Source organism: Rhizobium sp. 768_B6_N1_8 (genome assembly GCF_051811225.1).
Classification (GTDB): domain Bacteria; phylum Pseudomonadota; class Alphaproteobacteria; order Rhizobiales; family Rhizobiaceae; genus Rhizobium.
The window spans coordinates 1,520,348-1,542,084 of record NZ_JBPWPV010000002.1; the positions used below are offsets into that span (position 1 = coordinate 1,520,348).

The 21,737-nt window shown below is 58.0% G+C and carries 19 protein-coding genes; 7 read left to right on the plus strand and 12 right to left on the minus strand.

Annotated features, from left to right (window positions below):
* Positions 1–37 precede the first annotated feature (37 nt).
* The 5 genes from AB8B33_RS31225 to AB8B33_RS31245 all read right to left on the minus strand — a co-directional run bounded on the left by AB8B33_RS31225 (position 38) and on the right by AB8B33_RS31245 (position 5,406).
* Positions 38–1,132 carry a questin oxidase family protein gene (locus AB8B33_RS31225; protein WP_439018336.1) on the minus strand — a complete coding sequence of 365 codons (1,095 nt, stop codon included), beginning with the start codon at positions 1,130–1,132 and terminating at the stop codon, positions 38–40.
* 273 nt (positions 1,133–1,405) lie between these two features.
* Positions 1,406–2,239, minus strand: coding sequence for a DeoR/GlpR family DNA-binding transcription regulator (locus AB8B33_RS31230; protein ID WP_113320784.1), 834 nt, complete (start codon positions 2,237–2,239; stop codon positions 1,406–1,408).
* 163 nt (positions 2,240–2,402) lie between these two features.
* The gene (locus AB8B33_RS31235) at positions 2,403–3,086 is read right to left on the minus strand and encodes an HAD family hydrolase (protein WP_439018337.1); all 684 of its coding nucleotides are present in this window, start codon (positions 3,084–3,086) and stop codon (positions 2,403–2,405) included.
* On the minus strand, positions 3,083–4,591 hold the full coding sequence (locus AB8B33_RS31240; protein WP_113320782.1) for an FGGY-family carbohydrate kinase: 1,509 nt from the start codon (positions 4,589–4,591) through the stop codon (positions 3,083–3,085). Before AB8B33_RS31240 ends, AB8B33_RS31235 begins: the two co-directional genes overlap by 4 nt.
* A gap of 14 nt (positions 4,592–4,605) precedes the next feature.
* Complete coding sequence (locus AB8B33_RS31245) at positions 4,606–5,406, minus strand: BtpA/SgcQ family protein (RefSeq protein WP_113320781.1); 801 nt, start codon at positions 5,404–5,406, stop codon at positions 4,606–4,608.
* A 161-nt stretch (positions 5,407–5,567) separates the two neighbouring features.
* Between AB8B33_RS31245 and AB8B33_RS31250 the strand changes: the two genes are divergently transcribed.
* Positions 5,568–6,353: an SDR family oxidoreductase gene (locus AB8B33_RS31250; protein WP_025669357.1), complete on the plus strand. Its 786-nt coding sequence runs from the start codon at positions 5,568–5,570 to the stop codon at positions 6,351–6,353.
* Positions 6,354–6,743: 390 nt separating this feature from the next.
* Here AB8B33_RS31250 and AB8B33_RS31255 read toward each other — a convergent pair whose 3' ends face one another.
* Genes AB8B33_RS31255 through AB8B33_RS31285 form a run of 7 tightly spaced genes read right to left on the minus strand, consistent with a single transcriptional unit; the run spans position 6,744 to position 14,249 of the window.
* A complete protein-coding gene (locus AB8B33_RS31255) occupies positions 6,744–7,352 on the minus strand; it encodes an alkylhydroperoxidase domain protein (protein ID WP_439018338.1) in 609 nt (202 codons plus the stop codon).
* 10 nt (positions 7,353–7,362) lie between these two features.
* Positions 7,363–8,007, minus strand: a complete 645-nt coding sequence (locus AB8B33_RS31260; protein ID WP_439018339.1) for a CMD domain protein — start codon at positions 8,005–8,007, stop codon at positions 7,363–7,365.
* A 20-nt stretch (positions 8,008–8,027) separates the two neighbouring features.
* On the minus strand, positions 8,028–9,077 hold the full coding sequence (locus AB8B33_RS31265) for a putative FMN-dependent luciferase-like monooxygenase (protein WP_439018899.1): 1,050 nt from the start codon (positions 9,075–9,077) through the stop codon (positions 8,028–8,030).
* A 1-nt stretch (position 9,078) separates the two neighbouring features.
* A complete protein-coding gene (locus tag AB8B33_RS31270) occupies positions 9,079–10,767 on the minus strand; it encodes a dipeptide ABC transporter ATP-binding protein (RefSeq protein WP_439018340.1) in 1,689 nt (562 codons plus the stop codon).
* Complete coding sequence (locus AB8B33_RS31275) at positions 10,764–11,681, minus strand: ABC transporter permease (RefSeq protein WP_439018341.1); 918 nt, start codon at positions 11,679–11,681, stop codon at positions 10,764–10,766. The genes AB8B33_RS31270 and AB8B33_RS31275 overlap by 4 nt, the downstream gene beginning before the upstream one ends.
* Positions 11,681–12,622, minus strand: a complete 942-nt coding sequence (locus AB8B33_RS31280; RefSeq protein ID WP_439018343.1) for an ABC transporter permease — start codon at positions 12,620–12,622, stop codon at positions 11,681–11,683. Before AB8B33_RS31280 ends, AB8B33_RS31275 begins: the two co-directional genes overlap by 1 nt.
* A gap of 46 nt (positions 12,623–12,668) precedes the next feature.
* Positions 12,669–14,249 (minus strand): TIGR04028 family ABC transporter substrate-binding protein, encoded by a 1,581-nt coding sequence (locus AB8B33_RS31285; protein WP_439018344.1) that lies wholly within the window; start codon positions 14,247–14,249, stop codon positions 12,669–12,671.
* A gap of 723 nt (positions 14,250–14,972) precedes the next feature.
* On the opposite strand from AB8B33_RS31285, the gene AB8B33_RS31290 reads away from it, so the two are divergent.
* The 6 genes from AB8B33_RS31290 to AB8B33_RS31315 all read left to right on the plus strand — a co-directional run bounded on the left by AB8B33_RS31290 (position 14,973) and on the right by AB8B33_RS31315 (position 21,647).
* Positions 14,973–16,628, plus strand: a complete 1,656-nt coding sequence (locus tag AB8B33_RS31290; RefSeq protein WP_439018345.1) for a putative bifunctional diguanylate cyclase/phosphodiesterase — start codon at positions 14,973–14,975, stop codon at positions 16,626–16,628.
* Between the two features lie 64 nt (positions 16,629–16,692).
* A complete protein-coding gene (locus AB8B33_RS31295) occupies positions 16,693–17,214 on the plus strand; it encodes a hypothetical protein (protein WP_439018346.1) in 522 nt (173 codons plus the stop codon).
* Positions 17,211–18,380 carry a methyltransferase domain-containing protein gene (locus AB8B33_RS31300; RefSeq protein ID WP_439018348.1) on the plus strand — a complete coding sequence of 390 codons (1,170 nt, stop codon included), beginning with the start codon at positions 17,211–17,213 and terminating at the stop codon, positions 18,378–18,380. The genes AB8B33_RS31295 and AB8B33_RS31300 overlap by 4 nt, the downstream gene beginning before the upstream one ends.
* The gene (locus AB8B33_RS31305) at positions 18,377–20,737 is read left to right on the plus strand and encodes a SpoIIE family protein phosphatase (RefSeq protein ID WP_439018349.1); all 2,361 of its coding nucleotides are present in this window, start codon (positions 18,377–18,379) and stop codon (positions 20,735–20,737) included. Before AB8B33_RS31300 ends, AB8B33_RS31305 begins: the two co-directional genes overlap by 4 nt.
* A 3-nt stretch (positions 20,738–20,740) precedes the next feature.
* A complete protein-coding gene (locus tag AB8B33_RS31310; RefSeq protein WP_439018350.1) occupies positions 20,741–21,301 on the plus strand; it encodes a slr1658 superfamily regulator in 561 nt (186 codons plus the stop codon).
* 7 nt (positions 21,302–21,308) lie between these two features.
* Positions 21,309–21,647: a slr1659 superfamily regulator gene (locus AB8B33_RS31315; protein ID WP_007814738.1), complete on the plus strand. Its 339-nt coding sequence runs from the start codon at positions 21,309–21,311 to the stop codon at positions 21,645–21,647.
* Positions 21,648–21,737: the final 90 nt, after the last annotated feature.

Here is a 21,737-nt window from a genome sequence, read left to right on the forward strand (position 1 = left end):
ATCTGTCCTCAGGGCGCGCGAAGAATGCGCCCGACGTTCAGCCCGTGACTTGTCCCTGAAGGGCATTCGCGTCGAAATCGATCAGCCCCATGCGGCGCGCGGCGACGACCTTGTAGAGCGGATCGCCGGTATCGCGAAACTCCTCGAATGCCGAAAACACCAGCGAATGGTCGTGTTCGTCATTTGAGGCGACGGCAGCGGCGGTAATGATCTCATCCGGCGGCACCGGCACAGTCCGCCATTGGTCGAGAACCTCCGGCGAGGGCAACGCCGGCATGTTAATCTTGGTATAGAGCGCCATGACGACTTCCCAGAAATGCATGGCGAGGCGTTGCGGCTCATCCAGATGGGGACTGACGAGCCGCAGCCAATGGCAGCCGGTGACGGCATGCAGGGCCTCGAAACTCATTGTCGCCGCAAAGAGCGCAAGGGATGCGGGACGCATCCGGCCCAGCAGATCCGGCGACGGCGCCAAACGCCCGAGCCGCTCCCGAAACGCCGGAACCTTGTCCATGGCCTCGATCCATTTCCAGAGCAGATAGGTCGGCGCGTCGATATTGCGAAGCCGCGGATCGGCATGCATGTCGAGCAAAAGAGCGACCGGATCGATGACGTCGCGCCGGCGATCGGCCGGAATGGCGTCGTAAGACAGGTAGGTGGCCGCCCAGTAACCGAGCGCGACGGCAATTTCGGTATCGTCGCTGCGAAGCACCGCATAGGCGAGCCTCATCAATCCATGGGTGGCGGAAGCGGCAACGCCGGGAAAGAGGCGTGGCAGGTAGCGCCGGATGGCTGCGTGCCCGCCTATCTCGGCAACGACCCCCTGGAAGAAGCGCCGCAGGTCGCCCTCATGTTCGCGCTGCCCCAGCACCGTGTCCCAGTTCGAGGCATCGAGCTGCCTGACCGGCGCCGCCGGCAAGGGAACGGCATGAATGCGCGTGTAATGCTCAGCATATTCCTCCAGCCGCGCGGGTGAAGCGCCGAGCCGTCCCATAGCTTCGAGCACCATGGGAAGATGGTTGGCAAGCAGGACCGGAAACTCGCCGCTGTGACGGCCGATATCGGCGATCAACGAGGGCAGCCGCGCCCCGGCCGACGGATCGGGATAAATGGCTTTCAAGGAAGTGAACATGATCGCGCGCACCGTTTCTTCTGTCCGGAGACTTTTGCCCATCGGAAATGAGCCACAAGGGCTCAATTCACGAATAAAGAACAATCTCTAACAAAAAACAACAAATAGCAACCTTCCCTCCCCTCACTCCGAGGGAATTTCCAGCGGATTATCCTTCGCACGATCAATGCATGCAATGCGCATTTACCTCTTCAAAGGACAAGCACGTTCTCAGCAAGCAATCGTGATCCGAATTTAGGGACGCTGCATCGCGGACATCCGGAACTGGCCCGGTCAATTGGCGACGATAATTTCCACGTTTGCGTTGGTCAGCGCCTTGTAGAGATCGCCCGTCGGCATTTCGTCACAGATAAGCGTATTGAACTCCGTCAACGCGGCCACATACACCAGAGACATGTTGTTGAATTTGGTTGAATCGCACAACACCACACGCCGAGACGCTCGTGAAAGATAGATACGCTTCATGTCCGTTTCTTCGAACGAATAGTCGAAGATCCCTTCTGGCGTCAGGCCGGAAACACCGACGAAGGCCACGTCGAACCACAGGGATTCGAACTGACTGACGGCGGAAGAACCGCTCGTGGACATTTCCTCGCCGCGGATTCGACCGCCGGCGAGATAGATCTCCGCTCCCCTTCCGGCCAGATGTGCGGCGCTGCGAATGCTATTGGTGAAGATCTTAGTATGCGGACGTACCGTCAGGGTTTCCGATACGAAATAGGTGGTCGTTCCAACGTCGAGCGCGATGCTGCGAGCTCCCGCGGCAAGATCGACGGCGGCAGAAGCAATCCGCTTCTTCAGGTTCTCGTTTCGAACAAGGCGAGTTTCGAAGGCTGGCTCTTCGCTGTCGGCACTTTCGCTGACCGGCATCGCCGGCGCACGATCTGGCTTCACCGCGCCGCCATGGGTGCGAATAAGCTTGCCGTCCTTTTCGAGTTCTACGAGATCGCGGCGGACGGTCATTTCCGACACCGAGAGCTGCTGGGCCAGGTCGCTTACGGTCACTGAGCCGAAGCGGCCGATCGCTTCGACAATTGCGGCCTGCCTGACCTGCGCCAGGAATTTGGGCCGTTCATTCGTTTTCAACGCCGACTGTTCCCTCGCCATCTGCCTCTTGTCTTTCGTTTGTCGCCAATGTCCGTTGCGACGAAGATAAAAGCTAGCTTAGCCGAAAGGGAAAGCGTTTCAAACAAAGCTTGTTCGAATCAAACACGCCATGCACAGGCGATTATGATCACCTCTGTGCGGAAGTACAGGCTGCACATTTTGCCTAACGCGTATGACTGGTTGCATTGCCTGTCGAAAAGAGCGCTGCGACGCCGGCCAGCGCGTCGATCGTCAGATCCGGTCGTCGGTCCGTGTCCTCTTCCTCGAGACCGCCGTCCTGCATAGTGAAAAGCACAGAATAGAGACCTGCGGCCCTGGCGGAGACGAGACCGGTGAGACTGTCTTCGACAGCCACGATCGATGCAGGCGAAACCCTCAGGCGTTCTGCCGCGTTGCGATACGGCATGGGCGAGGGTTTGCCTTCCGCTACATCATCGAGGCTGATCGAAAAACGGATGCAGGAGGAAATGCCCATGGCATCGAGATTGGCGTCGACGACGGGCCTGCAGGAATTGGAAACGCATACTTGCGGAATGCCGATATCGGCGAGCATCCGGATGGTTTCGACCGCTCCTGGCACGGCCTGCAGGCTGTGCCGGTTTTCAATATAGTACCAATTGATCGCGTCCAGCCATTCCTGTTCTGCGAGCCCTTGCGGCAGGCGGGAGCGCAACAGCTTCCAGACGTCGCCCATGTGGACGCCGCGAAACGCCATATCCGGAAGATCGGACAGGTCGACGCCGAAACCCCGCGATGCCGCCACAAGTGCGCGATGGTGCAACGGCTCGCTGTCGACCAGCGTTCCGTCGATATCCCACGCAACGGCCAGAAAGCCAGCATCACTCACGAGCCGGCTCTCCAGCGCGGCGCGAGCCGTTCGTAGAGGTCACGGTAGCGGAGGTAACCCTCCCGGTATGAAGCAACGTTCTCGGCCTGCGGCTGCAGGACTTCGGAGAAGGTGACGAAGCGGGTCACGCCCCGCCAGTCGTTTTCAAGGCCGACGCCGATCGCTGCCGTCCATGCCGCCCCGATGCAGGAGCCAGGATGACCGGACAGGCGCTGTACCGGCGCATTCAGCACATCCGCAACGATCTGCATCCAGACGGTACTCTGCGATCCGCCATCCGACACGAGGAAGCGCCTGAGATGGTGGCCCATATCGACCAGAACCTCGATATGGTGGCGAATCGCATAGGCATAGGCCTCCAGGAGGGCTCGCCAGAGATGGCCGATATCGTGCGAAAGCGTGAGCCCCTCAATGACGCCGCGCGCTGCGGGATCATGTATTGGGGTCTTCTCCCCGAGCAGATATGGCAGAATGGTCAGCCCGTCCGCGCCTGCAGGTTTGGCAGAAGCCAGGACATCAAGATGCTGATGAAGGCTTCGCCCCGCGGCCCGCGCCGCTTCCCGCTCGCCTCCGGCAAATGTCTCGACGAACCAGTTGAGGGCCGAACCGCCAGTCGACATGCAGCCATTCGGCATGAACAGGCCCGGCACGAGATGGTAGTCCAGAAACAGGCGCGGATCGGGCTTGACGAGATCGGTTGCTGTGAGAATGTCGACCGCTCCGCCGAATTTCAGGAGCACGTCGCCCGCATCAATGACACCTGCCCCGAGCGCCGAGGCGATCATGTCCGCCGCGCCGCCGACGACTGGCGTGCCGGCCGCCAGGCCAGTCTCGCTCGCGCCGCGGGCATCGATCAAGCCCATGATCTCGTGCGAAGCCCGCTTGGGCGGAAGGACGTTTGGCCTGACATGGGCAAGGCGGATCAGGTCCTCGTCGACAAGGCCCGTCGAAATATCCACGAAACCTGCTTCGAGCGCCCAGTTCTGCTCCATGGCCCGGCTGCCTGTCAGGCGATAGTTGATGTAGTCGTAGGAGCCAAACACAGTGGCAATGCAGGAGAAGACGTCCGGCTCATGCCGCTCGATCCAGCGCAGCTTGGCCGTGACGAGTTGTTGGTTGATGCCATTGCCGGCTCGCTTCAGAAAATCGGGCTCGTTCCATTCCTGCCGAAGTTCGGCAACCTCCGCCCCGCAACGGCCATCGCTCTGCTGGATGCTCGGACGCAGCACGTTACCCTCGCCGTCAAGCAGCACCACAGCCGGCAACATGCCGGTGACGCCGACGGCCTTGACCTCGGACGCTTCGATGCCGCTCGCGTTCAGGAGTTCGGTCACGATGGCGCGCACATTGGCCCACCATTCGGCCGGGTCCTCCTCGGCCCATCCGGCGTGGGGGGAGGAAAGCGTGACCGGTCGGGTAGCGGTCGCCAATATGCGGTCGGGTAGCCCGACCAGGATGCCGATGGTCGAGGTCGTCCCGATATCCAGGCCAAGAACAACGGTCATAAAGCGGTTCCGTCTCAGCGCAATGTTTCGACTACGTCCATGAAGCGTTTGACGCGACTTGCGTCAACCGCATTCCAGGTGTTGCCGTCGACCTTGAAATGGGTGCCTATGACGACACCCTGCGCCATGCCGAGAATATCCCGGACGTTGTCGATGTTGACGCCGGTATTGGCGAAGACCGGGACGTCCTTTATGACGTCGCAGACATCGCGCAAGTCCGACTGATTGGCCGGCTGGCCGGTAATCGGGCCCGAAACGAGGATCGCATCGGCAAGCGAGGAGAATACCGCGCTCCGGGCGCGAAGAGCGATCGGGCGCTGGTCGAGAGAATGGGCAAATTCCGCGTTGATGTTGAACAGCATCTTCATGTCCTTGCGGCCGAGAGTGGCGCGCAGGCGTGCGGCGCCGGCGCAATCCGGCTGCCACAGTCCCATGTCTGAGGCGAACAGGCCCGTGAAGATCTCGCGTACGAAGCTTGCGCCGGTGACGGCCCCGATGGCGACGCTGGCCAGGGGATCCCACAGGTAGTTGACGCCGAACGGTACTTTCAGCGACGGCTTGATCGCCTGCACGATAGCCGTCATGGCCGCGATGCCTTCCGGCGAGCCCTTGAACACATACGGGCGGTCGTTTTCATTGCCGAACATGATGGCGTCCACGCCGCCGGCCTGGAGCTTCTCCACATCCGACATTACGCCATCGACCAGTTTCTGGACGCCGCCATCGGCATCATAGAGCGGAGAACCCGGCAGCGCCCCTATATGGGCCATGGAGATCACGACTTTCTTGCGGGCTCCAAAGCAGTCAAAAACCATTTCCAGATCCTTTAGCGGCGTCAGACTTTTCCGGGCGAAACGACCCGTCCGGTGTGAGATGTCGAAAGCATAGACAGAGAAACGAACGTAAGCAAACAAAAAAAACATTTGATAAGTTCGATTTTGTTTCTTATCGTGGTGCAGCATAATAAGGAGCAGTGATGACTCATCCGAGTTTCCCAGAACTACGCGAGCGCCGTGCCTTCCTTACCGGAGGCGGTACCGGCATCGGTCTTGCCATCGCAAAGGCGCTCGCCCGGCAGGGCGTAACGATCGCCATTGCGGATATCGATGTGCGATCTGCCGAAAAGGCGGCGCAGGAAATCGGAAACGGCGCGATTGCCCTCGAGGTCGATGTGCGCAAGCGCGCGTCGGTGCAGGCGGCTTTTTCGACCGCGCTGGAGAAACTGGGCAGCATTGATATCCTGATCGCCAATGCCGGGGTTTCGACCATGCAGAAGGCGCTGGAACTGACCGACGAGGAATGGGATTTCAACTTCGATGTGAACACTCGCGGCATATTCCTGACCAACCAGATCGCCGGGCGTCATTTCTCGGAACAGGGCCGCGGCTGCATCGTCAACACCGCATCGCTGGCCGCCAAGGTTGGCGCTCCGCTTCTGGCGCACTACTCTGCGAGCAAGTTTGCGGTGCTCGGCTGGACGCAGGCGTTGGCGCGCGAGCTTGCTCCCCAGGGGATCAGGGTGAATGCCGTTTGCCCTGGCTTCGTCAAGACCGGCATGCAGAGCCGCGAGATCGAGTGGGAGGCCACCTTGCGAAGCATCACGCCGGAGCAGGTTTTCAACGAATATGTCGGGCAAACACCGCTCGGTCGCATCGAAACACCTGAGGACGTCGCGGACGTCGTCGTCTTCCTATGCTCTGACAGCGCCCGCTTCATGACCGGCCAGGGCATCAACGTTACCGGTGGCGTCTATATGACGTGAGGGGCCGGGACGGCAAGCGGACCTGAGCACAAGCGCAAGGAGATGCCGCCAAACGGGGGTATTCCGGTTTCAGAGTTTTGTGCAGTTGGGGTAGGCTATCGGATGCCTTCAGCCGCAAGGTGAAGGCCTGGCCGACGCAAAAATAGGTCCGGCTTGCAGCGGTCGAGGCGGTAAAAAATTGTCGGCTTAATAGACAAAAGGCGACCGTTGCGTTTTCAAGGCAATGCCGGAATAAAATTCTTTTGTTGGCGATCGCCGGCGGGCGCTTATCGTCGGGAAGCCATCGCTAACCGTCACTGGCGCTGCTTACGCCCAGCCGAACCTGTCAGATCAGACAGGTGCGAAGCGGGCGGGACTTTTCGGGTCCCGCCTCAACCTACGAGATGGACGTTAGCGGCCCGCGGGCGTCGGCTCACCGAGCGAGAGCATCAGTCGGTTCGCCCAATTGAAGAAGGCTGCCCCGTGAATAACGTCGGCAATCTCCAGGTCCGACAGCCCCTCCTCCCGAAGACCCACAATATCCTCGACGTCGAACTTCGTCGGCGTTGCAGTGATCGCGACCGATGCCGCGACCACCGCGTTCCAGCGACGGCTGCCGAGATCCACTTCTGTGCCTTCCTTCAGAAGCCGTTCCACGTCTTCGGTCCGCTTGGAGTGATGGGAGGCAAACCGCGAGTGAACGGATGCACAGAAGATGCAGCCATTCGTACGCGAGGCGGCCGTTGCGGCAAGTTCCCTTTCCGCACGAGGCAGGCCGGACGTCGTATTATAAAATATGTCCTTGTCCGTCTTCGTGCGCGCCTCGAGCGTGTCAGGATCTCGCACGAGCAGCATGAAGTATGGAGACTTGGACCGCGCAGCATCCACAAGACCTGCCCAATGCCGGTCCGTAAGATCGGCCTCGAAGAGAGGTTCGAGCCAAGGCGTCCAGCCGATTTCGTCTTGCGCGAAGACGTTCGGAGAATTGTCGACGTTCGGACGAATAACTGATTCAGTCATATCAAGCTTCCTATTCTGCAGCTGCCGAGGAGGCCGCCTGTCCGGCGCCGGCGGCGCCAAGCGCCTTGAGCCCCTTGATCACCCTGATCTGGAACGAGAGAAACGCGACGATCTGCGAGAGCGTGACGATCCCGGTCGTCGACCAGCCTGCATCCAACAGCGTCTGAAGTGCATTCGGACTGGCGTCGCGTGGACGAAACACCAAGAGATGGGTGTGCTCCAATCCTGCGCTCAGTTTCTGTCCAAATACCGCGCGGCCAATATCGGACACGGCAAAGACAAGCCCTTCCTTGTTTTCGGCGGATAAAGGACCCTCGGGATAGGAACCATAGGGACCGTTGGTCACGCCATGATCCACTTCGGCTCTCACTGCGCCGGAGAGGGAAGATCCTCCGGCCAATTCGCTAAGACCAGCATCGTAAAACCCGCTCGCTTCGTCGGCCTGGTGGAGCCCGGCGACGAAAGTGGCGAGTGCCAGTCGCTCTCCACGCGTGACATCGCCTTCTTCGCGGGGCTCGAACAGCGCCAGATAGCTCTTCTGCGCATTGAGCCTTGTTTCCGGCCGCTCGGCACGAATTCGATCCACGAATGAGCCAGGTTCTATCCCGGCCAGAAGATCGATCACATCCTTTGACGATGACTTTGATGACGACATGGAATTTCCCTCCAACGAATTCAGGCTGTAGCAGCGTGACGCTGCGGTTGAGAATTGCGCGTGGCGCCCAGCCATCCGAGCGCCGGTGCGACCTCAGTTGCGATCAATTCCAGTGAGCGCAGGATACAGGAATGAGGCGGATCGACCGAATGGACCTGGAAAACGAGATCGGTGACCCGTGCGAGCGACTGATCGGCCTTTAAAGAGGCAATAACGTCATCGGGCGTCCCGACATGGACGTCGAAGGCCTTGATGAGCTCTGCGGTCGTCGATGCGTTGACCTTGTGTCCGTTGGCGATGAAGCGCTCGACGCTGCGGTTGAGACCAATCTCGGCGAAATGAAGTGCCTCTTTGCGGTCGTCTGCGACGAACAGGCTTCGAGAGCCCAGGATGCGCGGGGCACGCCCCTCTGGGAGGGCAGCCAGATAGGTGTCGATGATCGGGTTCTGCAACTCCCAAAGTTCCGCTTTCGGCGTCTCGGCCGGCCGGGGTTGGGTGCGTGACAACATCAGACCATCGCCATCTCGCCCTGCTCGCTCACCGCCGCCCACAGAAAATGTTGCCTGCCAGACACGATCGCCGAGGTCCCCGCCGGCGGGATAGAGATAATTATCGCCGGCAAGCGCCCTGCCCGCCCAAGCGTCACGAACCGTTGCCAGATGCCCGGCGTAGACGGATCCGCGATCACTGCTTTCCAGTCCGAACGGCAGGAAGGATTGAGGCGTCCCGCCAGTGCCGAAGCCGACCTCGAGGCGACCGTTGGAAAGCAGGTCGAGAACGGCCGTGTCTTCTGCAACACGAACCGGGTCTTCCATAGGTAGGGTTATGACACCTGTGCCCAAGCGGATGCGCGAGGTCCTTGCGGCAACATCGGCCAGAAACACCAGGGGGGCTGGCAAACCGCCTTCATCCCCATTGAAATGATGTTGCGCTACCCAGGCAGTGTCGAAACCGAATGCCTCGGCGTGAATAATCTGCTCGGCCACAAGCCGGTAACGGGTGGCAGGGTCCGCCTGATCAAGCACTCGGCTGAAGAAGCCGAGCTTTTTCGGGATATCTGTCCGGGTCATGCTATTTTCCTGCATTAGACGTCGTTGGCTGAACGGCACGGTGAACAAGTTTCTTGCCTGGGATCGCGTCGATCAACTCGCGCGTATAGGCGCTCTTCGGATTGCGAAAGACCTCTTCAACGGGTCCGCTATCGACGACACGTCCGCTGTTCAGGACCGAGACGGTGTCGGCGATCTGCCTGACCACGGCGAGATCATGGGAAACGAAGAGATAGGTCAGGCCGAGGTCGCGCTGGAGCTCGTCGAGCAAGGCAAGGATCTGCGCTTGCACGGTCACGTCGAGGGCCGATACGGCTTCGTCGAGTACAAGAATTTCCGGTTTCAGCACCAAGGCGCGGGCAATTGCAACGCGTTGGCGCTGTCCACCCGACAATGCTCGAGGCCGGCGCTGCAGGACGTCGAGGGGCAAGCCAACCCTCTCGATTGTCGTTGCCACGCGTCTTGCCCTTTCGTCTTTGGACAAAGGCTCGAAGTTTAAAAGCGGCTCTTCAACAATACGGAAGATGCTCTGGCGGGGATCGAGGGATCCAAACGGGTTTTGGTAAACCAGCTGTATCTTCTTGCGGAATTGTCGCAGGGTCTCCCCGCGCAGAGTGGCAAGGTCGAGACCATCGACAATCACCCTCCCCGATGTCGGCTTCTGAAAGGCCGAAACAATCCGGATCGTGGTGGTCTTGCCTGAGCCAGACTCGCCGACAACCGCGTGAGTGGTTCCACGGCGAACCCGGAAGGAGATGTCATCAACTGCACGAAAGCTATCGCTCTTGCTAAGACCGAAGTCCTGGACAAGGTTCTCGACAACAAGAACGTCGTCGGTTGCGGGCCCGCTCAGGTGCCTGGCTTCTGTGCGGTCCGTCTTCAAGTTCAAAGACGGGACATCCGCAAGAAGTTGCCGGGTATAGGCGCTTTTCGGGTTTGCCAGGATGTCGGCTGTGCGGCCCTGTTCCTGAATGCGGCCTTGCTTCAGGACGATGAGCCGGTTCGAACGATCGGCCGCCACACCGAGATCGTGGGTGACCAAGAGCACCGCCGTGCCGAACTCGCTGCGCAATTCGTCGATGAGATCAAGGATATGCTTCTGCACTGTGACATCGAGTGCGCTGGTCGGCTCATCGGCGATGATCAGAGCCGGCTTCAATGCGATCGCGATTGCAATGAGAACGCGTTGTTTCATGCCGCCGGAAAGCTCATGGGGATATTGCTGCGCGCGAAGCCTGGGCTCCGACAAGCCGACCCGTTCCAATAGCTCGATCGCCTGCGAATAGGCGACGGGCCCGGTTGCATGGCCATGAATGGCAAGGATCTCCGCAACCTGCTTGCCGATTGTCTTGACCGGGTTCAGCGCGTTTCCAGGATCCTGCGGGATCAGGCTCACAACCGAGCCACGGATCGCGTCGAGGCGCTTTTGCGGCCAGGCGGTAACATCCGTTCCGTTGAGCCGGATCGTGCCGCTGATGATGCGGCCATTGTCAGCGAGCAGACCGATGATCGCCTGAGCCGAAGAGGTTTTCCCAGAGCCGGACTCACCGACCAGAGCGACCACTTCACCGGGAGCCACTTTGAAATCGATCTCATGGACTGCCACACGGACCTGGTCACCATCTTGATATCCGACTGTCAGCCCCGATACGTCGAGGACAGGTTCCGGTCGGGCGCTGCCGTCGACAGGGTTGGAGAGAGGACGGTTCATCGAGATCCCTTTCCAATGGCTTGGCTGATGCGGTTTACCGATAGCACCACGACGACGACGACGATCCCCGGGGCGGCCGTCAGCCACCAGGCGGTGGCGACATAATTTCGTCCTTCGGCAATCAACAGGCCCCATTCTGGTGTCGGCGGCGGCGCGCCGTAGCCGAGGAAGCCGAGCGTCGACAGTTGCAGGATCGCCCAACCGATCTGGAGGGCGGTGTAGGCAATGACGGAGGTCAGCGAGTTCGGGAGAATGTGCCGCCAGAGCACTTTCAGGAAGCTTCCACCACTGCCGAAGGCGGCCTCGACATAGTCGCTTCGCCTGACCGTGACGACTTCCGACCGAACCAGACGGGCAAAGCTCGCGATCGAAGTCACGCCGACTGCTATCGCAGCGTTTATCGTGCCGAAGCCCAGGAGAATGATGATGCTGAGTGACAATAGGAGCACGGGAACGGAGAGCAGGACATCGATGATCCGCATGACGATGGTTTCAACCCATCCACCCAGGGATCCGGCAAGAAGCCCAAGTGTTGTTCCGACAACCAGCCCGATGCCAACCGCAGCGAGTGCCCCCGACAACGAATGGACCGCCCCGTAGACAAGCCTGGCATAGAGATCACGACCCAGAGAATCGGTGCCAAGCAGATGGAGCGCACTTGGTGGCTTCAACTGCTGACGTGGAATCCCCTCGATCGGATTGTAGGACGTGAACAGGCCGGGCGCGATGGCCCAAAGCAGAACGATTGCGAGCACTAATGAGGCAAGCAACAGGCCTGGTTCAATAGCAAGACGCCGCTTTCGGTTGATCGACTTTGTATCGCCAAGAGCATCCCGGCTCGCCGGTGCCGTCCAGTCGACCGGATCAGGGCTATCGATATTGAAATGACGTTCGGGCGCTTCGACGTGGCTCATCAGGCGTCCCCCAGCTTTGTTCTCAGGCGCGGATCGAAGACCGGGTAGAGAAGGTCCACGGCCAGATTGATAGCGACGAAGGCTGCAGCGGAGATAACGACGATCGCCTGCAGGACAGCGACATCCTGGAAATTGACAGCCTGCTCTGCGAGGCTTCCGATGCCGTTGCGACCAAATACGGTTTCCGTGATGACCGCTCCGGCAATCAACTCTCCGAAGAGGAGGCCTGCCACGGTCATCACGGGAAGCAGGGCGTTTTTGGCCACATGCCGCCACAGGACCCAGACATGTGAAGCTCCCTTGGCGCGGGCGACCGGAACGAACGGGCGAGTGAGCATCTCATCGATGTTGCGCAGGAGGATCTGGGCGAGAGGCGCGGAAATTGGAACGGCAACGGTCAGGACAGGCAGGATCAAGCCTTGCCACGGACCTGGATTGATGACCGGGACGAGCCGGAAGCGGAATGAAAAAATCTGGATCAGCATGATTCCGAGCCAGAAGGTCGGAACCGAAATGAAGAGAGAAGGGATCGAGTGCGCCAGCGATCGAAGCCATCTCAAGGGCGGCAGGTTTGCAAGTATCGCAATCAAGACTGACAGCAGGATGGCGCCCAGAAGGCCCAGTCCGGCAAGCCAAAGGGTTGGCGGAAGGTTGGTCGCGATTTGGTCCCGCACCGCGACGCCAGCCTGCAGCGAATAGCCGAAGTTTCCGGTGAGAAAATTGCCGATGGCATGGAGATATTGCGAAAAGATCGTCCCGTCCGCCGCATAGGCAGCGCGGATGTCGGCAATCTGTTCGGGGCTTAGTCCGTAGTCCGGGTTCTGAAACTTGATCAGGACCGCGTCACCGGGCAAGGCCTGGAGCAGGACGAATGAAACGGTAAAGGCAGCCCATAAAACGAGCAATGCCTGTCCGATCCTCGAGAAGAAATATTTAGCCATGACGACTCCAAACCTGGCCCGGCCACGCCGGGCCAGGTTGCTCTACTCAATGTTCGGCAAGCCAGGTGCTGTAGAAGGAGGGTCGACCGACGGCTTCGAAGGCAACGCCGTTGACGTAGGGAGCACCCGCAAAGGCCTGCGGCTCCTCGAAGATTGGAATGGCATAGGCCTGGTCGAGGACGTAGTTCTGGATGTCGGCGGCGATGGCGAGGCGCTTGTCACGATTGGGTTCAGAGGAGAGGCCCTCCAACAGGTGGTTGAGCTTGTCGTCGACGAAGCTCTTCACCTTGTCGCTTTGACCGCCCTTCTGGCGCAGAACGTCCCGGTTTTTCGGATAGTAGTTGCTCTTGATCACGTCCGGATCGGCGCGGCCGACCATCGCCGGTGCTACCGGGGTTTTTGCCGGATCGAGATCGTCCAACGTCTTGCTGCCTGCGTCGCCAGCCAACACGTTCAGCGTCACGCCAAGCTTTGCCCATTGCTGGGCGACCGGCTGAAGCGTCGCCTTGTTCTGTGGCTGCGGCAGCGATTCATAAGCGGTCAGGACGAGCTTCTGCCCATCCTTCTCGCGCTGCCCATCCGCGCCGAGCGTCCAACCGGCCTGGTCCAGAAGCTTGGCGGCCTGCTCGGGATCGTAGTTCAGCTTGGAAGAGAGATCGACATACCCCTGGGCGGTCGAGGCGATGATCGATTTTGCCTGTGGGTAATGGTCGGAAAACAGCGTCGTTACGATTTCCTGCGCGTTGGTGCCGTGAAGAAGAGCTTGGCGAACGTGAAGGTCCGCAACGAGCGGATTGTCAGGCCGGAACACAACACTGTTGTTCACACCGCGTGTCGGGGCGGCATAGATCTTGTAACCTTGGGCTTCGACCTGCTCCTCGTCATAGGCCTGTACCTGGCGGATAAAGTCAGCTTGACCCGATAGAAGAGCTCCAATTCGGACACTGTCTTCACCAGTGACGATATATTTTATACCGTCGAGATACGCCCTGCCCTGGTGCTCCAGCTTGGCTGGTCCCCAGTTATAGTCGTCACGGGCTTTCAGCGATAATTCCTTGCCCAGGGTTTCGCTTTCGACGACGAACGGTCCGGAACCGATAATCTTCGTCGCATCGCCCAGCTGTTCAAATGGCAAGGAAAGCGTCTTCAGGGAGACCAGGCCGGAGCCAATGACCGAGGTACCCTGCAGGAAGCCCGGCGATGGCCGCTTGAAGTAGAACTTCACCGTGTAGGGATCGACGACTTCGCTGTGATCATAATTGTTGATCACTTCCGATACCGGAAGCTTGAGACCCTTGTCGCCCAGACCGTAGACGTCATAGTTTTTGGCAACTGCATTGGCGTCGAGCGGCGAACCGTCCGAGAATGTCACGCCCTGCCGGATCTTGAACGTGTATTGCGTCGCATCGTCATTGACCGTCCAGGATTCAGCGATCCACGGCTCGATTTCGAGCGTCTTTGGGTTCTGGTAGGTCAGCTTGTCCGTGATCTGGTTGAGAATACCGCCATTCGGATAGAAGCCACCGGCCGGCGAATAGAGATTGGTATGCGCCTGCTGCTCCAGATAGATCAGCGTCCCGCCCTTGACCGGCTGATCGGCAGAGAACGCCGGCGCAGTAAGCGACATCCATGCGCCCAGGAATGTTGCGGCAGTGAGTCTGGCTTTGATGCCCATTTTGAAAAGCCCCGAAATTGATACGGGATCAAGCTAGCCCTATCATAATTTAGTATATAGAATTTGTATTCTATTTTTAGCCGGAGGTGTGAAACGAACTCCCCGAGGATCGCGCGGCACTGTGCACGCGATTGCCGTCACATCCGATGCGGAAGGGAGCGAAGTTCTCCAACGCACCCATCTCGATCCAGCGGCAATACCGCCCGCTTGACGTCAGATGGTCGCCATACTGCACAGGCAAATCGTCCCCGCGTGCGCCTGACCGGCCCATCCAGATCAACGCATCGACAAAGCTACGATTGTTTAGAGCGGGGCCCTCGCTGCCCCTTCACGCTTCGGGCAAAAAGGTCCGATCCGAGACCATCGGTCAGCGCTGAGTGTGTCGATATCCATGACAAGCCTCCGATGGCCAGTCTTGAATCCGATTTGCTCAAAGCGCGAATTCCGAAACGTTAAATCGTCACGACGACCTAGTCCGCGACTCACACTTTTAGCTATATAAAGAGAAGGCCCAGCAATTGGCACGCCAGCCGAAAGTTGCAATGTCCCGCACGAAAAAGAGGTTTGAACATTTTTAATACGGACTATCTAAATTAGATAATGCATACCTAAGTTGTGGCGGCTTTGAGTTGCGGTGATCGTTCTCAAGGAAACTCGACCATGGAGAGCTCAGACATGCGTAAAGCTCGTGCCACGCGCGCGGCTCCTGAAGATAGACAGGAACATGCCCCGAGCCCGATCGATCGGCTCTTGTTCTTCGATCACGAATTCAATCCGATCAAAAACTTGCTGGGCGATGAACTGCCAGCTGCGCTTGCGCCCGCGATGTCGCTATGGGAGCATTTTCCAGAGCTGGACAAATTGGCGACCATGCAGGCACTCCGCTCAATGGGCGAAGGCGTCCAGTCCTTGCGATTGTCGATCAATATCAGGAAACCTGGTTCGCAAAGACTGACGATCTTTCAGATCGGAAATATGTACGCCGTTGTTCGATCGGGCGATCGCCTTGACGATGAACGAGCAACCCTATTGCATCTGGCAACCCACGATCCGTTGACGGGCTTGCCAAATCGACGCCAGTTTAGCGAGGATCTCGCTGTGTCGTTGACGGAAATAGCTGCCTCGGGCGAGACCTTGTCTCTGATGCAGCTTGACCTCGACGACTTCAAGCCTGTGAACGACACGTTGGGTCATCCGGCCGGAGACAAGCTTCTTCAGCTTGCTGCTAGCCGCATTCAAGGATGCCTTGCAGAAGACGACAGGGCTTATCGCCTCGCGGGTGACGAATTCATGGTCATCTCCATGGGCCTGGGACATCCGGCCAAGGGTCACCAACTGGCGGAAGCCCTAGTTGCGGCATTCCAAAAGCCCTTCATGATCGACGGCATCGCGGTGTTTGTCGGCAGCAGCGTTGGCGTGTCAAGTGCGCCACCGGACGGCGCCAGTCCGGAGCAACTCATGAAGGCGTCTGACGTCGCACTCTACGCCGCCAAGAAAGAAGGTCGCCGTCGCGCAAAATCGTTTGATCCTTCAATGCTTGAATTGCTGGAGCAGCGCGAGCTACTGCGCCGGAGCCTTCGAATAGCCCTGGCAAACCACCAATTCTCAATGGAGTATCAACCGATCGCGGAGGTCGGTTCCATCGTCGGCTTCGAAGCGCTTCTGAGATGGCACCACCCCCTGCTCGGAAGTATTCCTCCAAGCACCTTCATTCCGATGGCCGAAGCAGATGGCTTGATGCCGGAAATAGGCGCATGGGTTTTAGAACAGGCATGTCGGGAAGCGATGAACTGGCCACAGAACTACATCGTCGCCGTCAATGTGTCGGCGGCTGAATTCCTGACAAACGGCCTTACCGATCGGATTTCGCAAACGCTGGATCTTGTCGGATTTCCATCGGATCGCCTGGAGCTTGAAATAACCGAGAGCGTGCTACTCGAGCGGACTGTCAACAACATCGACACCCTCAATACTCTCAACGTGCTGGGCATCAAAATCGCCCTCGATGACTTCGGGACAGAATATTCATCCCTCAGCTATCTGAAAACATTCCCTTTCGACACGATAAAAATCGATCGATATTTTATTACCGATCTCGAAAGCGATTTCAAAAGCCAGGCAATCGTGCGCTGTGTCATTGAGCTTGCACATGGCCTCCACATGCGCGTCACCGCCGAAGGGGTTGAGACGGCACAGCAGGCGGACTGGTTGCGCAAGGCGGGATGCGACAGGCTACAAGGCTATTTGGTGAGCAGACCGCTCCCGATCGCGACGATTGGGCAATTTATCGATCATGCGAACACATCCCAAGGCCGCTCCACGCAATTGTGAGTGCGAACGTTACAGCGTGTTCTAAAAGATGGCATGCGCCACCCATGTACCAACGGAGGATGTATTGGAAGAGATAGCAACCAGCATCGATCGCCATGCATTCACCCTCATGTTGTCGCTGGAAATGGATGTCGCATTGGTGAAATCCGAATGGAGATTTTGCGACAGGATTACCGAGTATCTCTCCGACATTCTCGGCCAAGGACATACCGACCCCGCCCGATACTCGAATTTTCTTTCGGTCGCGGCAAACGAGCTCGTTGAACTTGCTTTCCGCTGGTCGGGTCAATCAGGTTTGATGAGTTTCAGTCTCCATCGAAACGCCACAACAAATCGCCTGACGATTGAACTCCCCTATCAGGACCTGTCCGGTGGTCGTCACAAAAGTGCGAGCCTGATCGAGCTCCGGCCTCCCCTCGCGGATGAGGCAGGAGAAGCAGGAGACGGGAAGGCCTTCACGGCCGATACGACGGCGCTGCTCGGAGATTTGGCGACAATATTCCGCTCAGCGATCCGGATTGAGACAGACGGTGTGGAGAGCACGAAGATCGTCGCGGATTTCCCCTTGGCCGAGGACTTTCAATGAGCCACGACGCATCCTTCGCAGTTCGTTTTGATCCGACAAACCAAGAGCTGGTTTTGTCTGGCAAGATACGGCCAAAAGGCGCCGCAGAAATCGCCGATGCCCTATCGCTGATGCAGCAAAGCCTGGAAAGGTATAGCGGGGTCGTCTACCTCAATGTCAAACGTCTGACGCATATCAACATGACGGCCTTTTCCGCCCTGGCCGATATCCTCATGGAAAGCTGCCGGACGAGACCGGAGCGGAAGATCGTCATTGTGACCTCGAGCGTGATGGCCTGGTCGGCTCCGGTTTTTGAAAAGCTGGCCAAACGCTACCCCAACCTGACGGTGGAAGTTTACGACTCGGCCTTTTATCCGGGGCAGAGCTTTGTGGAAGACGAGCAGTTCATTCCCATTCTCCGTACTCAGACTAAAATGACATGGAGGCACGAGAGAGAACTATTGCCTCGTCACGGTCTCCGGAGTGGTCTTGTCGTTGCGGACATCTGCTGCGGGATTGGTGATTTCGCAGCCTTGGTTCAGCGGGAATTTAAGCCGTCCCGCCTTGTCGCCCTAGACCACTCGGTACGCAGCCTGGACTACGCTCGTAGAGTGGCTGCGGACTTCGATTTGAAGGAAATCGAATACACCTATGGCGATGCGTCCCAGATGCTGCTTCGGGACAATCAATTCGACTTTGTGACGTGCCGGCATTCCCTCCAGATTTTCGACCGTCCCGAGATGCTGCTGCGGGAGCTCTACCGTATCTGCAAGCCCGGCGGCCGGGTCTACATTACAAACGAGAAAAACTCGCATTGCCTGGGCGAGCCACATGCGGAAACGATCAAGTGGACGTATGAAGAAGTCGCCAAATTGTTCAGGCACTTCGACATGGACGTCGAGATGGGCCCGAAAAGCCGTCACCTGCTCGCCGACGCGGGCTTCGAGGCGATCAAGGTCGATGCTTTCATGGTAACAAACCTTGACGGCGATCCTCAGGACTTCGCCGATATCATCGAAGCCTGGGAAAACGTCTACGCGGGCCAGATGGCTGTCCGACGGGGAGACACACCGGAGTTCATTCGCAGGTTCAGGCAGGGATTTAAGGACCACATTTTCGCGGCCCTTCATCCGAAGGGTTACGCGGGCTGGCCGATCTGGGCGGCGTCCGGCCGAAAGCCATTATGATGGACAGGATATCTTCGAAAAGACCGATAAAACTGGGTTCATTCCGCGCAAAGTTCATTCTGGTCGTCGGCGGAGCGGTCCTTTTTGATCTGCTGGTGAGCGGAGGACTGGCACTCTGGAACGTCCAACGGCTGTCACGCGACGCGACGCTGGAGGTCGGGCAAGGCCTTGAGGCGGCAAGCCAGGAATACATCGGAACATATGCCGACTCCACCGCTGCCCAGGTCAGTTTGTTGTTACGGCAGGTTCACAACGATGTTGGCACGCTGGCAGGCGTGCTACAGGCACAAATCGACGATCCCGAGCGCAATTTAGACGTCGGCGCGGCGATCGCTCGAACCTCTCCCGGCAGCGTCAGGCTCGTTTATGACCAGAAGGGGAACTGGTCTCAAAACGTTCCGGGCTCTGTCTCCGTTGTGAGCGTTTGGGGCTACCTGCTGAGGCCTGACCATAGCCCAAGACCTGACGTCGAGGCCGACATCCAGGCCAGCTCGGTTCTGGACATCGTAGCGCCGAGTTTGCTGCAACACGGTTCTTCCAAGCTTCAGATGTATTACATTGGCCCGAAGGAAAGGCCGATTTTCAGAACCGCACCGTATACGGATCAGGCTCAGACTTTCGACCGTCTTTATCCCGGTCACAACGATGCAAATTTCTGGGACTTCTTTTTTCCCGGGCTCTACGAGTCTTGGCAGAGTTGGGCCACCAATAGGAATTTGCGGCCGGTCGCAGACGATATTACGCAGACAGCTCCATATACCGATGCGATTACCGGGAAACTCATCGTGAGTTTCTTTCATCCCCTATGGACAGCCGACAGGAAGGACGTCGCCGGCACGGCTGGCGCGGACATCACGCTCGACCAACTCGCGCAGACTGTTGAAAATGTTAAAGTGGCCCAATCCGGGTTCGGCTTCCTCGCAATGTCCGACGGAAACGTCGTCGCGATCAACCATACAGGCGAAGAGACCCTCGGCCTGCGATCCGCGAGCGATGCGAGCGGAACAGGCGTGACCGGACTGGAGCGGTCGTTGAAGGGAAGCTCCCAACCCGAAATTGCAAAAATGGCGCTGGACCGCGAACAGGGCATCCAACACCTGTTGTTGGAACGGGACGGGCAAAAAGTCCCCTACATCGTGATCGTGAAGAAACTGCCAGCGACCAATCTCTGGTCCAGCGGCCCGGTCCGTCAAGAGGCGATGTCCCTCGTGCTGGCTGTACCCGAGCGGGAAATCGATGCTTCCCTATACGCGGCACAAGCCAAGATTTCCGAAGCCACGAACCGCATCGTACTCTATCAGATCCTGGCAATTGCAATGTCGCTGGCAATCGTGACCCTCGCGGTGCTTGCCGCCTCAAAGCGAATAACAAGTGGTATCAGTGCCCTCGCAGATGCCGCGAGAAGGATCCAGACGAAGGACTACTCGGTACGGGTTGCCATCGCCAGCAAAGACGAGGTTGGCGAGGCCGGAGAAGCATTCAACAGGATGGCGGAAGAGATCAGCTTCCACACGGAAAATCTCGAGCAACTTGTTGAAGAGCGAACGGCCCAGATCGAAGATGCAAAGGAAGAGATCTCAACGTTGAACGCGCAGCTTCAGCGCGAAAATCGACGGCTTGGGACAGAACTGGCCGTCGCCGAGAGAATCCAGTTGATGGTGCTGCCACTGCATCAGGAACTTGACGAACTGCAGACGCTTGAAATAGCGGCCTACATGAGACCCGCCGAGGAGGTCGGCGGCGACTATTACGATGTCTTGAAAAGCGGCAATCGTTTGAAAATCGGCATTGGCGACGTCGCCGGGCACGGGCTCGAAAGCGGAGTGTTGATGTTGATGGTTCAGTCGGTCGCTCGCGCACTGCAGGAGGCAGGCAATGTCGATGCGGTGAAATTCCTCACTGACCTGAATAGCGCTCTTTTCAAGAATATCGTGAGAACCAAGATCGACAAGCACCTCACTTTGGCATTCCTCGACTACGACGGGAAAGAAATGATCCTGTCTGGCCAGCACGAAGAGGTGATCGTAATACGGGCGAGCGGCGAGATCGAACGTATCGATACGATGGATTTGGGAATACCGATCGGACTGCAGGCCGATATTTCCACGTTCATCAATACCCGCAGGATAGCGTTTGAGAAGGGCGACCTCATTCTTCTCCACACAGACGGCGTGACGGAAGCCGAAAACGACGCTGGAGAACTGTTTGGCATTGACCGTCTGTGCCTCGAGGCACTTCGCCTCAAGAACGAAAGTGTCGACAAAATCGTCTCCGAAATCGTTGCGGCATTAATGCATTTTATCGGGTCACAAAAGATCCACGACGACATCACACTTCTCGCAATAAGACATAGGTGACGCATGACACCAACGTTATATGGGATCGAATCTCTGGCAAATGAGAACCTGGATGCAAGCACGCGTCTGACGTTGCGCGATGGACCGCTTCAACTCGGGTGGAAGCATTCGGGGATGACATCGGACTTCATCGCAGAAGTAATGGCTCTCCCGTATTCTCAGTCAAGGAAAGCGTACACGCAAGCGCATCACGACATCGGATATCTCAGCAATGAGCTAATCGAAAATGCCGTCAAATTTCGACAGCCCGGAGAAATCCTTATCGAAGCCGGGATATCGGACGATTGTTTTTTCATGAGGACAACGAACAGCATCGATAGCGCATCGTCATCTCGTCTTCAGCAGCTGCTGCACCGACTTCGGTCGAGGGAACCCGGCGAGCTTCTTCTCGAACGGATCGAAAGCAATGCAATATCGGAAGGGAGCGGATCCGGTCTGGGATTGCTCACCCTCCTAAGCGATTACGATGCAAAAATGGCATGGGCATTCGAAGAAGCCGACGACGACCATGTCAAACTGACGACGACTGCATTGGTGGCGTTGCCGCCCTCCTCCAAGCTGTGAGCGAAAAATGGAAATCAGCGACGAAAATTTCCGCGTATGGGCAGAAAACACCGAGGTATATTTCGATGGTATATTTCGGCTGGCAGGACCCGACGCCTACGCGCCCATTCATTCGATGGTACTGGGGCTGCTCCATGAAGGACACAAACAAGTCACGTTCAATTTGACGGGTCTCGAATTCCTCAACTCCTCCGGCATAAACCTACTTGCCAAACTGACCATTGAGGCCAGGAAAATGGGCGAGCTGCAGCTCGTTGTGAAAGGCACCAACCAATATCCCTGGCAGGCAAAATCGCTTCCGAATCTGAAAAAATTGCACCCGCTGCTTGATTTGCGCCTAGCGTAGTGGTTCGCTGCGAAGACAGGGACAAGGCCATCGCGACTCCCGGTGAGCGAGGCAATGCACCGACCCGTCCATAGGCGGTGCCGGCGCCCG